This is a genomic window from Pseudomonas sp. NGC7 (genome assembly GCF_047159675.1).
GTDB classification, from domain to species: domain Bacteria; phylum Pseudomonadota; class Gammaproteobacteria; order Pseudomonadales; family Pseudomonadaceae; genus Aquipseudomonas; species Aquipseudomonas kermanshahensis.
This window is the reverse complement of the sequence record NZ_BAAFZY010000001.1, coordinates 636,774-651,920: the sequence shown is the minus strand read 5'-3', so window position 1 is coordinate 651,920 and position 15,147 is coordinate 636,774. Positions and strand designations below refer to the sequence as shown.

At 64.1% G+C, this 15,147-nt stretch carries 11 protein-coding genes and 1 tRNA gene; 2 read left to right on the top strand and 10 right to left on the bottom strand.

All coding sequences use genetic code 11. The annotated features are described in order from the left end of the window. Positions 1-89 precede the first annotated feature (89 nt). The gene (locus tag ACMCNM_RS02960) at positions 90-1,532 is read left to right on the top strand and encodes an alanine/glycine:cation symporter family protein (protein WP_027594891.1); all 1,443 of its coding nucleotides are present in this window, start codon (positions 90-92) and stop codon (positions 1,530-1,532) included. Positions 1,533-1,604: 72 nt separating this feature from the next. Beyond that, complete coding sequence (locus ACMCNM_RS02955) at positions 1,605-2,594, top strand: asparaginase (protein ID WP_412763910.1); 990 nt, start codon at positions 1,605-1,607, stop codon at positions 2,592-2,594. A 125-nt stretch (positions 2,595-2,719) separates the two neighbouring features. Here ACMCNM_RS02955 and ACMCNM_RS02950 read toward each other — a convergent pair. The 10 genes from ACMCNM_RS02950 to ACMCNM_RS02905 all read right to left on the bottom strand — a co-directional run bounded on the left by ACMCNM_RS02950 (position 2,720) and on the right by ACMCNM_RS02905 (position 14,991). Beyond that, a tRNA-Sec gene (locus ACMCNM_RS02950) sits at positions 2,720-2,815 on the bottom strand. A 6-nt stretch (positions 2,816-2,821) separates the two neighbouring features. Further along, complete coding sequence (gene selB / locus ACMCNM_RS02945) at positions 2,822-4,744, bottom strand: selenocysteine-specific translation elongation factor (protein WP_412763909.1); 1,923 nt, start codon at positions 4,742-4,744, stop codon at positions 2,822-2,824. Further along, positions 4,741-6,168, bottom strand: a complete 1,428-nt coding sequence (gene selA / locus ACMCNM_RS02940; RefSeq protein ID WP_412763908.1) for an L-seryl-tRNA(Sec) selenium transferase — start codon at positions 6,166-6,168, stop codon at positions 4,741-4,743. The genes selB and selA overlap by 4 nt, the downstream gene beginning before the upstream one ends. A gap of 155 nt (positions 6,169-6,323) precedes the next feature. Further along, a complete protein-coding gene (gene fdhE, locus ACMCNM_RS02935) occupies positions 6,324-7,250 on the bottom strand; it encodes a formate dehydrogenase accessory protein FdhE (RefSeq protein WP_412763907.1) in 927 nt (308 codons plus the stop codon). Between the two features lie 4 nt (positions 7,251-7,254). Then, on the bottom strand, positions 7,255-7,911 hold the full coding sequence (locus ACMCNM_RS02930) for a formate dehydrogenase subunit gamma (RefSeq protein ID WP_099428202.1): 657 nt from the start codon (positions 7,909-7,911) through the stop codon (positions 7,255-7,257). Beyond that, entirely contained in the window at positions 7,908-8,858 is a 951-nt protein-coding gene (gene fdxH / locus ACMCNM_RS02925; RefSeq protein WP_027594885.1) for a formate dehydrogenase subunit beta, read from the bottom strand. The genes ACMCNM_RS02930 and fdxH overlap by 4 nt, the downstream gene beginning before the upstream one ends. Then, positions 8,858-11,926 (bottom strand): formate dehydrogenase-N subunit alpha, encoded by a 3,069-nt coding sequence (fdnG, locus tag ACMCNM_RS02920; protein ID WP_155951438.1) that lies wholly within the window; start codon positions 11,924-11,926, stop codon positions 8,858-8,860. The genes fdxH and fdnG overlap by 1 nt, the downstream gene beginning before the upstream one ends. A 426-nt stretch (positions 11,927-12,352) precedes the next feature. Continuing rightward, on the bottom strand, positions 12,353-13,126 hold the full coding sequence (locus ACMCNM_RS02915) for an SDR family NAD(P)-dependent oxidoreductase (RefSeq protein WP_027594882.1): 774 nt from the start codon (positions 13,124-13,126) through the stop codon (positions 12,353-12,355). A 22-nt stretch (positions 13,127-13,148) separates the two neighbouring features. After that, a complete protein-coding gene (locus ACMCNM_RS02910; protein ID WP_412763906.1) occupies positions 13,149-13,934 on the bottom strand; it encodes a sulfite exporter TauE/SafE family protein in 786 nt (261 codons plus the stop codon). 31 nt (positions 13,935-13,965) lie between these two features. Continuing rightward, positions 13,966-14,991 carry a TauD/TfdA family dioxygenase gene (locus tag ACMCNM_RS02905; protein WP_099452747.1) on the bottom strand — a complete coding sequence of 342 codons (1,026 nt, stop codon included), beginning with the start codon at positions 14,989-14,991 and terminating at the stop codon, positions 13,966-13,968. Positions 14,992-15,147: the final 156 nt, after the last annotated feature.

The following is a 15,147-nucleotide window of genomic DNA, read 5'->3' as shown; positions in this document are numbered from 1 at the left end:
GTCATAGCCAAACATGCGCCCCAACGATAGCGGTGCGCCTGCCGTCCGCTGGTCATTCCACACGAAGAATAAGAATCGAGGTCATTTTAATGCTCGAAGTACTCAACGATTTCCTTTCAGGGAAACTCCTCATCGTGTTGATCGTCGGTCTCGGCGGTTACTTCACCATCCGCTCGCGGTTCGTCCAGTTCCGCCATTTTGCCCACATGTTCGGTGTGTTCAAGGAATCGCTGCGTGGCCAGGCAGGCCAGCTGAGCTCCTTCCAGGCCCTGATGCTGAGCCTCGCCGGCCGCGTTGGCGCCGGTAACATCGCCGGTGTTGGCATTGCCGTGACCCTGGGCGGCCCAGGCGCGGTCTTCTGGATGTGGGTCACCGCGCTGGTGGGCATGTCCAGCAGCTTCTTCGAATGCACGCTGGCCCAGGTCTACAAACGCGCAGACGGTGACGGCCTGTACCGTGGTGGCCCGGCTTACTACATCCAGCACGGCCTGAAGCGCAAGAACATGGCCATCGTGTTCTCGATCCTGCTGCTGGTCACCTACGGCTTCGCCTTCATTGGCCTGCAGTCGTACACCGTGACCCACTCGCTGCAGAACGCCTTTGCCTTCGACCCTAAGCACACCGGTATCGTCCTGGCCGTGCTGCTGGCCATCACCTTCCTCGGTGGCATCAAGCGCATCGCCGCCGTGTCTGACCTGTTGGTACCGGTCAAGACGCTGGCCTACATCGGCGTGACGCTCTACGTGATCGGCACCCAGATCGAGCACGTGCCTGCCATGCTGGAAACCATCTTCAAGAGCGCCTTCGGCCTCGACCCCGCGTTCGGCGGCCTGCTGGGCAGTGCCATCGTCATGGGCGTGAAGCGTGGCGTATTCGCCAACGAAGCGGGCCTGGGCAGTGCGCCCAACGTCGCTGCCGTGGCGGCCGTGAAGCACCCGGGCGCGCAAGGCGTGGTCCAGGCGTTCAGCGTATTCCTCGACACCTTCGTGATCTGCACCTGCACCGCGCTGCTGATCCTGCTGTCGGGCTTCTACACCCCAGGCTTCGAAGGTGATGGCATCGTCCTGACCCAAAACTCGCTGGCCGCCGTGGTCGGTGACTGGGGGCGCCTGTTCGTCAGCGTCGCGCTGTCGCTGTTCGTCTTCACCTGCATCCTCTACAACTACTATTTGGGCGAAAACAGCCTGCAGTTCCTGACACGCAACCGTGCCGTGCTGATGCTGTTCCGCGGCCTGGTGCTGGCGCTGGTGGTGTGGGGTTCGATGCAGGACCTGTCGACCGTGTTCGCCTTCGCCGACATCACCATGACCTGCCTGGCCTTCGTCAACCTGGTCGCCCTGGCCCTGCTGTTCAAGGTCGGCCTGCGGGTGATGCGCGACTACGATGATCAGCGCAAGGCTGGCATCAAGCAGCCAGTGTTCGATTCGGCCAAGTTTGCCGACCTGGACCTGGACCGCAATGCCTGGCCTGCCAATACGCAGGCCGAAACAGCCGCTGACAAAGCCGTGGGCCAAGCCCAGCTTCAGCGCTGATATCCTGCCCTGCCCAGCCGCCCCACCTGCGGGCGGCTTTTCTTTCTCCGCTTACCGCCTCGGATGATCTCCATGCGCGCAGTAAAGAATCTTCTCGTCCTCTACACCGGGGGCACCATCGGCATGCTCGAAACCCCTGAAGGCCTGGCGCCAGCGGGTGGTTTCGAGGCGCGGATGCGCGAGCATTTCGCCCAGATGGCCGATGCACCCCAACTGCACTGGACACTGCAGGAAATGAACCCGCTGCTCGACAGCGCCAACATGCAGCAGCACAACTGGCTGGCCATGCGCGATGCCATCGTCGAGGCGGTGGACGTTGCCGGCCATGATGCGGTGCTGGTCCTGCATGGCACCGACACCCTGGCTCACAGCGCCGCAGCGTTGTCGTTCCTGCTGCTTGGCTTGCCGGTGCCGGTGCTGTTGACCGGCTCGATGTTGCCGGCCGGTGCACCGCGCAGCGATGCCTGGGACAACCTGTGCGGCGCCCTGCGCCAGTTCGAACAAGGCCTGGAAAACGGCGTGCAGCTGTACTTCCACGGGCAGTTGCTGCACGGCTGCCGGGCCTCGAAACTGCGCAGCGAGGCCTTCGATGCCTTTGCCGCGCTGCCGCGCCATCGCGACGGTGAGCGTGCCACCACCCTGCCCGCCGAGCTTGGCTACCAGCACCCGCGCCAGCCGGTCAACCTGGCGGTGATGCCGGTGTTCCCTGGCTTGCAGGCCGGGCATCTGCGGGCAGTGCTCGACAGCGGCGTGCAAGGTTTGCTGCTGGAGTGCTACGGCAGCGGCACAGGGCCCTCGGGTGACCAGGCATTGCTAGACGTACTGCAAGCGGCGCGTCAGCGGGGTGTGGTGCTGGTTGCGATCAGCCAATGCCCGGAAGGGTCGGTGGTGTTCGATACCTATGCGGCGGGTAACCGCCTGCGTGGCGCTGGCCTGGTCAGTGGCGGCGGCATGACCCGTGAGGCAGCGTTGGGCAAACTGTTTGCGCTGCTGGGGGCTGGGTTGGGTGCAGAAGCTGCTGAGCAGTGGTTTGCGCTGGACCTGTGTGGAGAGCGGGCTTAAGCGTCATGCTTTCGGGCCTCTTCGCGGGCAAGCCCGCTCCCACAGGTACTGCGCACGTCTCAAGAACTGTAAAGCCCCTGTGGGAGCGGGTTTACCCGCGAAGAGGCCCTAAAGGGAGAAGTTAATGGCGGAAGGCAGCGGGAGTCGAACCTGCCCGGGAACGGCTGCCGTCCCCAACCGGGTTTGAAGCCCGGCCGCGCCACCGGGCGCGATTGCCTTCCTTGAACTCAGTGCCTGGCCTGCTGCTGGGCCAGGGCGCTGTCGGCGCGGATGTAACGCTGGTCGGCCACCCGGCGGGTCAGGCCGATGCGGTCGAAATACTCAAGAATCTGCACACTGCGCTTGCGACCGATGCCCAACATATCGCGAAACGCAGCCACCTGCACCACCGGCGCTTCACTCACCTGGCCAAGCAGCAGCGCGGCCATCCGCTGTACCGTCGCTGCCGGGTAGAACAGGTCCCGCACCACCTGGTGCACCAGGCCCAGCCTGGCCAGCTTGCGCATCAGCAAGCGCACATCCGTTTCGGCGCAGCCCAATTCACTGGCCAGCGTCCGCACCCACGGCGGGTCGTACTGCCCTTCCAGCAAGCGGGGCTCCAACCGCGCCCATAGCGCGTTATCGGCCTCACTCAATTGCACCTTGTGATCGGGCAGGTGCAACCACGGGCCGCTGCTGGCAATCTGCCCCTTATCAAGCAATTCATCCAGCAGGCTGACAAACGCCGGACGCTCCAGCGGCAAGGCAACAAAGCGCCGTAAACGGTCGCGGTCCGGGCCGAGTTGGTCGGGCTCCTGCTGATGAAACAGTGCCAGCCGCTCCAGCACCTGCTGCTTCAACGCATCCCACGTCGCACGGGCAAATAGCAACGGCCCCTGGCGCGTGGCAATCACCAGAACATTCGCGGGCAACTGCCAGCTCGCACGCAGGCGGTTGAACTGCCGCTCCAGCCGCTGCGGGTCGAGCCCTGCCGGCGCGGCATCCAGCAAGGCGGATAACGCTTGCTCCAGGCCCTCGGCATCACGCAGCACCTGCAACTGGCGCAGCCGCACCTCGCTGCGACGCTGCCGACTGGGCGCAAACGGGTCAAGCACCCACCCGCCTCCCAGCGTGCGCTGGGCGCGCTGGTCGCGCAGCACCAGCCGGTCGCCATGCACGGCCTGCAGCGGCGCGTTGAGTAGCAACTGGGCAAACATGCGCTGGCCGGCCAGCAGTGCCTCACCTTCGAGCAGCGCCACGCGGGCGGTCACATCCTGAGTGCCGAGGTGGACGTGCACAGCGCTGAAGTGCTCGAACGGGCGGGTTTCCCCCGCCAGCAACGTCAGCTCGATATCGACCCGAACGCTGGGTGCGTGCAGCCATTCGGGCACCAGCCAGTCACCCCGGTGTACCTGTTCGACGGCCAACCGCTCGGCAGCGATGTTCAGCGCCACCCGCTGGCCCGCTTCGGCCATCAGCGCCGCCTGGCTCTGGGCATGCAGGCCGCGCACCCGCACGGGTTTGCCAGCCTTGCCCAACAACAGGGTGTCACCCGCACTGACCTGGCCGGCCAATGCCGTGCCGGTGACCACCACACCGGCACCAGACACCGCGAAGGCGCGGTCGATGGCCAGGCGAAAACCGCCGCGCACACTGCGCTGCCGCACGCGCCCTTGCGCCTGCAGCAGTGCCTGGCGCAATGCCTCCACACCCTCGCCTGTGATGCTCGACAGTGCAAACTGCGAGGCCCCTGCATACGGCCCCGGCGCCAGCAGCGCGACGATCTGCGCGTGCACTTCTGCTACGCGCGCCGGCGCTACCCGGTCGCATTTGCTGACCGCCACTAACGCCTGAGGAATGCCCAGCAACTCGATGATCGCCAGGTGCTCGCGGGTTTGCGGCATGATGCCGTCGTCCGCAGCCACCACCAGCAACACCAGGTCGATGCCGTGCGCCCCTGCCAGCATGTTGTGGATAAAGCGCTCATGGCCCGGCACATCGATGAAACCGGTCAGTGGCGCACCTTCGGCCAGTGCGGCATAGCGATAGCCGAGGTCGATGGTCATGCCGCGCTCGCGTTCTTCCTGACGGTGGTCGCCAGCCTGCCCGGTCAAGGCCTGCAGCAGCGCCGTCTTGCCGTGGTCGATATGGCCAGCGGTACCGACGATCACTGCACCGGCCCCAGTTGCAGGGCAGGCAGCTGCGCCAGCCACTGGGCTTCATCGTCCAACTGGCGCAGGTCGAGCCACAGCGCATCGTCGTCGATACGCCCCAGCACCGGTATCGGTAACTCGCGCAAGGCGCGCTCCAGCACATGCAGGCTGCGCCCGCGCAGCTTCTTCGACACCTGCGGGCGCAGGCACAGCGCGGCGCTGGGCAGGCGCGCCACCGGCTGGCTGCCGCTGCCGATCATGCCCAGTGCCGGCTCCACACTGACCGCCCATTGCCCATCGAGGCGGGCATTGAGTTCGGGCGCCAGGCGCTCGGCCTGGGCCTGGATCTCGGCCTGGCTGCGGGTCAGCAGGCGCAGGCTGGGCAAACGCTCGGCCAGCCGGTCCGGGTTGCGGTACAGCGCCAGCACCGCTTCAAGGGCGGCGAGGGTGATCTTGTCGACGCGCAGCGCACGTTTGAGGGGGTTCTTCTTGATCTTGGCGATCAGGTCCTTGCGCCCGACGATGATCCCGGCTTGTGGCCCGCCAAGCAGCTTGTCGCCGCTGAAGGTGACGATATCGGCGCCATCTGCCAGTGCCTGGCGGACGGTCGGTTCGGCGGGCAGGCCCCAGCGGGTAAGGTCAAGCAAACTGCCGCTGCCCAGGTCTTCGAGCAGCGGCAGTTCATGTTGATGGGCAATGCGCGCCAGCTCGGCGGTAGGCACCTGGGTCGTGAAGCCCTGGATGCTGTAGTTGCTGCAGTGCACGCGCATCAGCAGGCCGGTGCGCGGGCCGATGGCGGCCTCGTAGTCGCGCGGATGGGTGCGGTTGGTGGTCCCGATCTCGTGCAGCCGTACGCCTGCACGGGCCATGATGTCGGGGATACGAAAGGCCCCGCCGATCTCGATCAGCTCGCCTCGGGAGATGATGCCCTCCTTGCGCGCCCCCAGGCTGTTCAGCGCCAGCAGCACCGCTGCGGCATTGTTGTTGACCACGGTAACGGCTTCGGCACCGGTCAATTCGCGGATCAGGCCTTCGATCAGGTCGTCACGGTCGCCGCGCTTGCCGGTGGCCAGGTCGAACTCCAGGTTGAGCGGGTAACGGGCGGCGGTCTGCATGGCGTCGATGGCCTCTTCCGGCAACAGAGCGCGGCCGAGGTTGGTGTGCAGCACGGTGCCGGTGAGGTTGAACACCCGGCGGACCTGGCTGCGTTGCTGGGTAGCCAGGCGCTCGCCAGTGCGACCGAGCAGTACCTCTGCGGCCAACTCGGCGGTGTTGAGTTGGCCCAGATGGGCGGGCTCGCGCAGGTCGTCGAGCAGTAGGCGCAGGGTGGCGAGGACAGCGTCGCGGCCGTGGCGGTCGATCAACGGGAGGCAGGCCGGATGTCGCAGGAGGGTGTCGATGGAAGGCAGGCGTGGGGTGTCGTTGGCGAGGCTTGAAGACATCAGGTACTACCTTCAGATGATCCGTTGTCTGTTCTGGCCCTTTCGCGGGGCAAGCCCGCTCCCACTGAGAACTTGCTGGTTCCGAATACAGCGAAGTACCTGTGGGAGCGGGCTTGCCCCGCGAAGGGCGCGACTCGATCTTGCAGTGTAGACACTCACCCGCCACCCGGCGCCAGCAGCAGGTTTGGCGCCAGGCGATGAAACCCTTCCTCATCCAGCCGGATATCCAGCGCCAGGCTGGCCAGGTCATCGGCCAGCGGCTCGGCAGCGGCATCGTTCTCCAGATAATGCTGCTTCAGGTAGGTGTTGCACCCCGGGCAACACTCAGCCTGCAACGGCGCCTTGCCCGGCGCATGGCGATCATCCTCCAAGCTGGTATAGCGCAGGTCCTTGCTCGACTCGCAGTACACGCACTTGACCCGCACCACATGCCACTCGCAGGCACACAACGAGCAGGCCAGGTAACGCAGGCCGTTATGCTTGCCACGGTTACGCACCACACCGGCCAACGCTGGCGACCCGCAGGCCGGGCATTGGGCCAAGCTGCCGGCCGGCTTGAGCTCGCAAGCCGGCAGCGCCAGCAGCCAATAGGACCAGGCGGCTTGCAGCGCCGCGCCCAGAAACGGCACAAACGCGGCCGGCACGGCATCGAACTGCCCTGCCAGCAACGCGATGCCCCAGCCCTTGCGCTGGCCGTCGTCACTTTTGCGCAGCGCCTGCAGCGCTTCAGCCAACGGCCCCGTGGCCACTTCACCGAACTGATCGAGCAACGCCTGCAGCCAGACCAGCCACGGCCCTTCGCGCACCAGGCTGTCGGCTGCCAGCGGCGGCAGCCCATGACTTATGCACAGGCGCTGGCGATCTTCGGCCACAGGCAAAGCACCAGGTGGGTTATCCACAAGCCACTGCTGGATGTGGCACAGCCGCGCGATCAGCCACAGGTAATCGCCAAGGGCATTATCTTCAGCGAGTAGCTCCAGCCGCTCGGCGCGCAGGGCGAACAAGCCCTTGGGTGGCAGGTGCAAAAAGGGTGGCGCCACCGCCGAGGCCTCGATCTGCCCGGGTACGAGTATCGTACTCATGTACTCATCCTTCTTTACGTCCGTGATCACCCGGGGGCTTGTCGCCGGTCACCTCGCGGTACCACAGCTCATGATGTTTGCGGGCCCAGGCGCGGCTGACCCAGCCATGCAGCATGGCGCCAATGGAGCCCTTGATCCAGATACCGGCGTAGATGTGCACAATGATGCTAAGGATGAGCACAAAACCCGCCAGCGCATGCAGCAAGGTAGCCAGGCGAATGGAGCCGATATCGAAGAAATGGCTGAAGTACGCGCGCCAGATGACCACACCGCTCAGCAACAGCACCAGCATGCACAGCAGCAGCGTCCAGAACAGCAGCTTCTGCCCGGCGTTGTACTTGCCAATGGGCGGCACGCCGTCTTCACGGTTGACCATCACCCGGTCGATGCGGCGCAGCCACAGGCGGTCGTTGGCGGTGATGAAGTTGGCGCGCCAGAAACGCACCACCAGGCCGAGGAAGAACACGAACATGGCCACGCCCATGAACGGGTGCAGGATGCGTGTCCACGGCCCACCGCCGAACAAGTGGCTTAGCCAGAACAGTGCCGGATGGAACAGCGCCAGCCCAGACAGCCCGGCCATGAAAAACAGAATGGCGACAATCCAGTGGTTGGTCCGCTCGTTGGCGTTGTAACGCAGGATAGGCTTGTTGTGGTTCATGGCCGTTGCTCCCCTTGCCCACCGGGCTGCTTCGGATCGTACACATGCACCGCAGGGTCCACCTGGTGCACGCTGTCATCAGGCGGCGTGGGGTGCTCGTCCTCTTCGACCCGCTGCGGGCCAACCCGCACATAGTGGAAGAACCCAGCCAGCACCGCCGCGCCCATGGCCAGCAGCGCCAGCGGCTTGGTGAAGCCCTTCCACAAGCCTACCAGCGGGCTGATCACAGGCTGGTCCGGCAGGCCGGCGTACAGCCGGGGCGTGTCGGCATGGTGCAACACGTACATCACGTGGGTGCCGCCGACGCCGTCCGGGTCGTACAGCCCGGCGTTGTCGTAGCCACGTGACTTGAGGTCGACGATGCGCTCGGCGGCATGCACCTTCATCTCGTCCTTGCTGCCGAAAACGATCGCCCCGGTCGGGCAGGTTTTCACGCAGGCCGGCTCCAGCCCCACGCTCACCCGGTCGGAACACAGCGTGCACTTGTACGCCTTGTGGTCCTTCTGCGATATGCGCGGGATGTTGAACGGGCAGCCGGTGATGCAGTAGCCGCAACCGATGCAGTGGTCCTGGTTGAAATCGACGATACCGTTGGCGTGCTTGATGATCGCCCCCGGGCTCGGGCAGGCTTTCAGGCAACCGGGGTCGGCGCAGTGCATGCAGCCATCCTTGCGGATCAGCCACTCCAGGTTGCCGTCGTCGCGCTCGTGCTCGGTGAAGCGCATCAGGGTCCAGGTCTCGGCCGTGAGGTCCTGGGGGTTGTCGTAGGTGCCGTGGTTGTGGCCAACCTCGTCACGCAGCTCGTTCCACTCCGAACAGGCCACCTGGCAGGCCTTGCAGCCGATGCACTTGGTGGTGTCGATCAGCTTGGCGACTTCCTCCTGCTGGCGTACCGAAGGCGGTACGGTGGTGGTGGCCGAGCGGGCGATGATGTCTTGGCTGGCCATCAGAGTTTCTCCACTTTGACGAGGAACGACTTGGACTCCGGCGTCTGGGTGTTGCCATCACCCAGGAACGGCACCAGGGTGTTGGTCAGGTAGCCGTGCCGGGTTGCCCCGGTGAAGCCCCAGTGCAACGGGATGCCGATCTGGTGCACGGTCTGGTTGTTGACCTGCAGCGGGCGAATCCGCTTGGTCACCACCGCCACCGCGTCGATATGCCCGCGCTTGCTCGACACCCGCACCCGGTCACCTGCCTTGATGCCCTTCTCGTTCGCCAGCACCTCGCCGATCTCGACGAACTGCTCGGGCTGGGCGATCGCGTTGAGCCGGCAATGCTTGCTCCAGAAGTGGAAGTGCTCGGTCAGCCGGTAGGTGGTCGCCGCGTAAGGGAATTCATCATGGGTGCCGAGGCTGTCCCACACTGAATCGAAGATGCGCCCGGCCGGGTTGCTGGTGGCCTTCTTGTTCTGCGGGTGCAGTGGGTTGATGCCGATCGGCGTTTCGAACGGCTCGTAGTGCTCGGGGAACGGGCCTTCGGCCATCTTGTCGATGGCAAAGAACCGCGCCACGCCCTCGGGGTTCATGATGAACGGGTTCATCCCGGCTTCCGGTGGCGAGTCGACCTTGAAGTCGGGCACATCGGTACCGGTCCAGGCTTTGCCGTTCCACCACACCAGGCGTTTTTTCTCTGGGTCCCATGGCTTGCCTTGCGGGTCGCTGGAGGCACGGTTGTAGAGGATGCGGCGGTTGGCCGGCCAGGCCCAGGCCCAGTTCTGCACCTGGTGCATGCCGTACGGGTCGCTGTTGTCGCGGCGTGCCATCTGGTTGCCTTGCTCGGTCCAGCAGCCGGCGAAAATCCAGCAACCCGAAGCGGTACTGCCGTCGTCCTTGAGCTGGCCGAAGCCCGACAACTGTTGCCCACCCTTGAGCACCGCGCCGGTCGGGTCGGTGACGTCGGTTACCGCCCAGCCGTTCATTTCCTTGGCCAGCTCCTCCGGGGACGGCTCTTCAGGGACCTTGTACGGCCAGCTGATGTTCATCAGCGCATCGGGGTAAGCGCCGCCCTCGGCCTGGTAGCGTTGGCGCAGGCGCAAGAACAGCTCGCTCATGATGTGCACGTCGGTGCGGGTCTGGCCCGGGCCGTCGGCACCTTTCCAGTGCCATTGCAGCCAGCGGCTGCTGTTGACCAGCGAGCCGTCCTCCTCGGCAAAACAAGTGGTGGGCAGGCGGATCACTTCGGTCTGGATATTGGCCGTGTCGACGTCGTTGAACGGCCCGGCATTGCGCCAAAACTCCGAGGTTTCGGTGGCCAGCGGGTCCATGATCACCAGCCACTTGAGCTTGCCTAGCGCGGCGGTGACACGGTTCTTGTCCGGCAGCGCGGCAATCGGGTTGAAGCCTTGGCAGATGTAGCCGTTGACCTTGCCCTGGCCCATCATCTCGAACATGCGCAGCACGTCGTAGGCCGGCACATCGAGCTTGGGTAGCCAGTCGTAGCCCCAGTTGTTTTCCGCCGTGGCATTGGCGCCATACCAGGCCTTCATCAGGCTGACATGGAACTTGCCGTAATTCTGCCAGTAGGACAGCTGCCCAGGGCGCAGCGGCTTGGAGGCACGCTTGTCGATGAACGCGGCGTAGTCTTGCTCGGCATCACCGGCCAGGGTCAGGTAACCCGGCAGCGAGTTGGACAGCAGGCCGAGGTCGGTCAGGCCTTGGATATTGGAGTGCCCACGCAAGGCGTTGACCCCACCACCCGGCATGCCGACGTTACCCAGCAACAGCTGCACCATCGCCGCACTGCGGATGATCTGGGCGCCAATAGAGTGCTGGGTCCAGCCCAGTGCGTAGAGAATCGTCATGGTCTTGCCCGGTACCGAGCAGGTGGCGATCTCTTCCCAGATTTTCATCATGGCGTCCTGCGGCATGCCACAGGTCATGCTGGCCAGCTCCGGGGTGTAGCGGCTGTAGTGCTGCTTCATCAGCTGGAACACGCAACGCGGGTGCTGCAAGGTCGGGTCAACATTGGCAAAGCCGTCCTCACCCAGCTCGTAGCCCCAACCGGACTTGTCGGCGTACACGCGCTTGGCCGCGTCGTAGCCGCTGAACAGCCCGTCCTCGAAGCCATAGCCTTCTTTGACGATGAACGACACGTCGGTGTAGTTGCGCACGTATTCGTGCTGGATCTTGTCGGTGCTCAGCAGGTAATTGATCAGCCCGCCCATGAAGGCGATGTCGCTGCCGGTGCGGATGGGCGCGTAGTAGTCCGCCACCGAGGCGGTACGGGTAAACCGCGGGTCGACCACGATCAGCCGCGCCTTGTTGTGCGCCTTGGCTTCGGTCACCCACTTGAAGCCGCACGGATGCGCTTCTGCTGCGTTGCCCCCCATCACCAGGACCAGATTCGCGTTGGCGATATCGGACCAGTGGTTGGTCATGGCACCACGGCCGTACGTCGGGGCAAGACTTGCCACCGTCGGGCCATGTCAGACACGTGCTTGGTTATCGAACCCCAGCATGCCTGTTGCACGAACAACCTTGTGGGTCAGGTAGCCGGCCTCGCTGGAGGCGGCGGAGGCGGCGAGAAAACCGGTGGTAAGCCAGCGGTTGACGGTTTGCCCCTGGGCGTTCTTCTCGATGAAGTTGGCATCGCGGTCCTGCTTCATCAGGTCGGCGACGCGGTCGAGCGCCTCGTCCCACTCCACCCGCACCCACTCCTTGCTGCCCGGCTTGCGCACCTCGGGGTACTGCAGCCGGCTTGGGCTGTGGATAAAGTCCAGAAGGCCCGCGCCTTTTGGGCACAGGGTGCCGCGGTTGACCGGGTGGTCGGCGTCGCCTTCGATATGGATGATGTTCTGTTTGACGTTCTTGCCCGCATCACCCTGGCTGTACATGATCAGGCCGCAGCCGACCGAGCAGTAGGGGCAGGTGTTGCGGGTCTCTTTGGTGTGCGCCAGCTTGAAGTGACGCACCTGCTCGGCGAAGGCAGGCGTCGGGGCCATGCCCAACGCCGCCAGGCTCGAGCCTCCAAGGCCGACAGCGGCGACCTTGAAGAACTGCCGACGGTTGAGGTCCATCGTGCACTCCTGATCAGGTGGTGGACGCGCGGAACATGGCCGGCGCCTCTTGGTAGTCACGGTGGCGGGTTTTTGATGGCCGCCGATAGGTAAGACTAGTCAAGAATCGGGAAGGTGCTATGACAGGGGTCACGCCACAACGGCTTCAGCGCCTGTGAGATCGAGCGCCGCCCGCGCGGCGCATCGCGAGCAACGCTCGCTCCTACGTTTGTTTCGGGCCAATTATTCCTGAGGCATTGGCGCGCGGCCCCTTGGCGCCCACTTCAATATTGAGTCATACAAACAAGGAGGTCGCGTGCGCTGGCACAGGCGTGATTGGCCCGGAACAAACGTAGGAGCGAGCGTTGCTCGCGATGCGCCGCGCGGGCGGCGCTCGATCTCATAGGCGCTGAAGCCTTTGTGGCGAACGCCCTGCGCGCCCCTCTATCAAGCAGCGCCCAACGGCCTGGGCAGATTTCGCACCACATTCAGCGCCGCACTGCTCTGCGCCACCGGCATGATTTCGAGGGTGTTGATATTCACATGCGCGGGCTGCTCGGCGATCCACGCCACCGTAGCCGCGATGTCCTCCGGCAGGATGGCTTCCACGTCGCGGTACAGCGCCTCCACCGCGTCCAGGTCGCCCTTCAGGCGCACCACCGAAAAGTCGGTGCCCGAGCACAGGCCCGGCTCGATATTGCTCACCCGCACGCGGGTACCGGCCAGGTCGGCACGCAGGTTGAGGCTGAACTGGCGCACGAATGCCTTGCTGGCGCCATACACGTTGCCGCCTGGATAGGGATAGGTGCCGGCAATCGAGCCGATGTTGATGATCATCCCGCTGTCTGCTTCCACCATCTGCGGCAGGATCTTGTGGGTGACCATGGCCAGCCCGGTGATGTTTGTATCGATCATCCGCTGCCAGTTCTCGGCGCTGCTGGCCTGGGCGCGATCGACCCCCAGCGCCAGCCCGGCGTTGTTGACCAACAGATCGATTTGCAGCGAGGCATCACGAATCTGCTCGACAGCCGTTTCAAGCGACGCAGGGTCGGTGACATCCAACGCCAAGGGGATGAAATTGACCCCCAGCTCACCCTCCAGCGCCTGCAGTTTGTCCATGCGCCGGGCGCCACCGATCACGCGGTAGCCCTTGGCAATCAACGTACGGCAGATGGCTCGGCCAAACCCCGAGGAGGCGCCGGTTACGAATGCGGTTTTCATCAGTTATCTCCGAGTAGGTAGGTCAAACCAGGTACTTCACGCCCAGGCTGGTGAACAGGCACAGCATCGAGAACACCAACACTTTGCGCACCACGTCGTTGCCTTTACGCAAGGCCAGGCCACTGCCCATGTGGTTGCCGAGAATGTTGCAGGCCACCAGTGGCAGGGCCAGCAGGTACACAACCTTGCCGGCCATGATGAACGCCACCAGCGCGCCGATGTTGGAGGCGAAGTTGAAGGTCTTGGAGTTGGCCGAGCTGGAGACCAGGTCCATGCGCAGCAGGTAATGGAAAGCGATGATGAACATGCTGCCGGTGCCTGGTCCGAAGAAGCCGTCATAGAAGCCGATGGTCAGGCAGGTCAACGGCACCACGGTGTAGAGCGTGCGCGCAGACAGCTCGCGCTCCTCGACCGGTCGGTCTTTGGGGGTGAGGAAGATCAGGATGCCGAACGGGATCAGCGCCAGGATGATCTTGCCCACGGTCTCCTGGGAGATCGACACGATCAGGTGCGCCCCCAGATAAGCACCGAGCAACGAGAACGGCACCCCGACCAGCGCCACCTTCCAAACCATCTTGCTGTTGGCCAGAAAGTTGCGGATGGCAGCCAGCGTGCCGAGTGTGCTCACCAGTTTTTCTTGCCCGAGAGCCACCTGAGGCGGCATGCCCACTAACAGAAACCCAGGGACCAGGAACAACCCGCCGCCACCGGCAATGCTGTCGACGAAGCCTGCAATGAACGCGATCGCCCCCAGCATCAGGATCGCCAGCAGCCAGTGTTCCGCCCAGAAAGCGCCTAACAGTTCCATATCGTTACTTCCATCGAGTCGTTGAGAAAGATCAGGAGCGCACTTCGTAGAGGTGGTCCGCACGGGCAAAATGCACACGGTTCAGGTCGTTGACCGCGAACAGGCGCAACAGCCAGCGGTCGGCACCGTCGTTCTGCGGCTCGAAGCCATCACGGGCATGCAACACACGCTGATTCTTGAAAATCATGAAGTCGCCCGGCAGCAGCAGGTGTGGCTCGTCGAAGCGGCGGGTCTCCAGCACACCGCGCAAGCTGGCCAGGGCTTGCTCGGCACGCAGGTTCAGGCCGTGGGTGTTCTCGCTGTCGAAACGGCACAACCACTCGCCGGCATTGCCATGCGCCAGCACGGGCAACTCGGCGGTGCATCGCCGATTGGCGGTAAACGAGTCGGGGCGGCGGATTTCGAACTGAGGCAGGCAAAGCTCACGCACGGTGGCCGACGGCAGCGCCGCCACTACCGCATCGAGGTTGACCAGCGTTGTGCTGATGCGCGGGTCGCAGCGCATGCCAAAGAACGACAGGTATTCCGGGCAGCAGGAGGCCGTGCCGAGTGGTTCGGATGACAGCGGCAGGTCGGGGTTGTCGACGTGGTAGGAAAAACGCAGCCGCGAACCATGGGAGCTCTTGTGGCTGGATGAAGTGCGTGCCGGAATGACATGGCGGAACAGCCGGCCGTCGTTCTCCCCCTCATAAACGATCGGGTTGATGCCCATCAGGCTCTGCATGGTCAGGCTGACCAGGCAGGCAATCGGCGTGCTGCGCGGGCTGAGCACACCCGAGTACGGCGTAGGAGGTACGTCACGGTCGCGTGGGCAATTGCGCACGATCATGCTGGTCAGTTGCGGGTCTTCAACGAAACCACGAATCTGCTGGCACAGTGCGTTGCCCAGCACCTCCTGCGCCTGATCCTTGAGCTGAGGGTAGAGCTCTTTGCTGGTTTCAAAATCGAGGGGAGTATTGTTCAGCAAGGTTTGCCAGGCACTTGAGGTTACCCAAGGCAGGCGGATCTCCAGTGAAGTCTGAGGCTCGGCTCCTTGTTGCAGGTGTGCGCTTTCCATTTCGAGTGATATTCCATTGAGCTAGCTTGAGGCCATTCGGTGTCGTGCTTAGCCGGGCAGAGGCGGCAGACGTTGTCTTTTTTTGAAGCCGTTCACAGCTGTGCGATGAGATAAGTGGAGCCTGGGCGGCACCCCGCAAATTGCATCGACTCAATC

Bases quoted from the DNA above. Each gene is read 5' to 3' on its own strand.
- ACMCNM_RS02960 (WP_027594891.1), top strand. From the start codon at position 90: ATGCTCGAAGTACTCAACGATTTCCTTTCAGGGAAACTCCTCATCGTG.
- ACMCNM_RS02915 (WP_027594882.1), bottom strand. From the start codon at position 13,126: ATGAAAACCGCATTCGTAACCGGCGCCTCCTCGGGGTTTGGCCGAGCC.
- ACMCNM_RS02955 (WP_412763910.1), top strand. From the start codon at position 1,605: ATGCGCGCAGTAAAGAATCTTCTCGTCCTCTACACCGGGGGCACCATC.
- selA (WP_412763908.1), bottom strand. From the start codon at position 6,168: ATGTCTTCAAGCCTCGCCAACGACACCCCACGCCTGCCTTCCATCGAC.
- ACMCNM_RS02930 (WP_099428202.1), bottom strand. From the start codon at position 7,911: ATGAACCACAACAAGCCTATCCTGCGTTACAACGCCAACGAGCGGACC.
- fdhE (WP_412763907.1), bottom strand. From the start codon at position 7,250: ATGAGTACGATACTCGTACCCGGGCAGATCGAGGCCTCGGCGGTGGCG.
- ACMCNM_RS02905 (WP_099452747.1), bottom strand. From the start codon at position 14,991: ATGGAAAGCGCACACCTGCAACAAGGAGCCGAGCCTCAGACTTCACTG.
- fdxH (WP_027594885.1), bottom strand. From the start codon at position 8,858: ATGGCCAGCCAAGACATCATCGCCCGCTCGGCCACCACCACCGTACCG.
- ACMCNM_RS02910 (WP_412763906.1), bottom strand. From the start codon at position 13,934: ATGGAACTGTTAGGCGCTTTCTGGGCGGAACACTGGCTGCTGGCGATC.